Consider the following 710-nt stretch of genomic DNA (forward strand, 5'->3'; position numbering starts at 1 on the left):
ACTGCCGCTGAATGAGCAAATCTTCAATGGAGTTGGTATAAGTAGCATCCATAAAAAAGGAGCCATAAGGCCCCTTTGGTCAAACTTAGCAACACCTCGTATTAACGAGTACGTGGGCAAAGCTCTTCTGTGCTGAAGAAGTATGCAACTTCACGCTCAGCAGATGCAACAGAATCAGAACCGTGTGCAGCGTTCTCATCGATGCTTTCAGCGAAATCTGCACGGATAGTACCTTCCGCAGCTTCAGCTGGGTTAGTAGCACCTAGAATTTCACGGTGTGCTAGAACAGCGTTCTCGCCTTCAAGCGTCTGAACCATGATAGGACCAGAAGTCATAAATGCAACTAGTGCACCAAAGAAAGGACGTTCGCTGTGTTCAGCATAGAAGCCTTCAGCTTGCTCTTGGCTCAGGTGAACCATTTTAGAAGCGATGATTTTCAGGCCAGCAGTTTCAAAACGGTTGTAGATAGCGCCAATGTGGTTTTTTGCAACAGCATCAGGCTTAATGATAGAAAAAGTACGTTCGATAGCCATGAAAAGCTTCCTTCTTAGATAAACGGGTTTTAATTTCGCGCGGATTATACGAAATTAATGCTTAATTGCCTACCCTTATAGTGCTATCAAATAGAGATTAGTCGGTTTTAGCAATACAGCAAAGCCAATTAGATCACAGTTCAATGCTGAATGTGGCCTAAATATGGCTTCTAAACT

1 protein-coding gene is annotated in these 710 nt (G+C 43.5%); it reads right to left on the reverse strand.

All coding sequences use genetic code 11. The annotated features are described in order from the left end of the window. Positions 1-101: 101 nt before the first annotated feature. Positions 102-533 carry a nucleoside-diphosphate kinase gene (ndk, locus tag AB4238_RS22175; protein ID WP_020911854.1) on the reverse strand — a complete coding sequence of 144 codons (432 nt, stop codon included), beginning with the start codon at positions 531-533 and terminating at the stop codon, positions 102-104. Positions 534-710 lie beyond the last annotated feature (177 nt).

Source organism: Shewanella sp. 10N.286.45.A1 (genome assembly GCF_041470405.1).
In the GTDB taxonomy this organism is placed as follows: Bacteria; Pseudomonadota; Gammaproteobacteria; order Enterobacterales; family Shewanellaceae; genus Shewanella.

Excerpts from the sequence above, each read along its gene's own strand:
- ndk (WP_020911854.1), bottom strand. The coding sequence starts at position 533 with ATGGCTATCGAACGTACTTTTTCTATCATTAAGCCTGATGCTGTTGCA.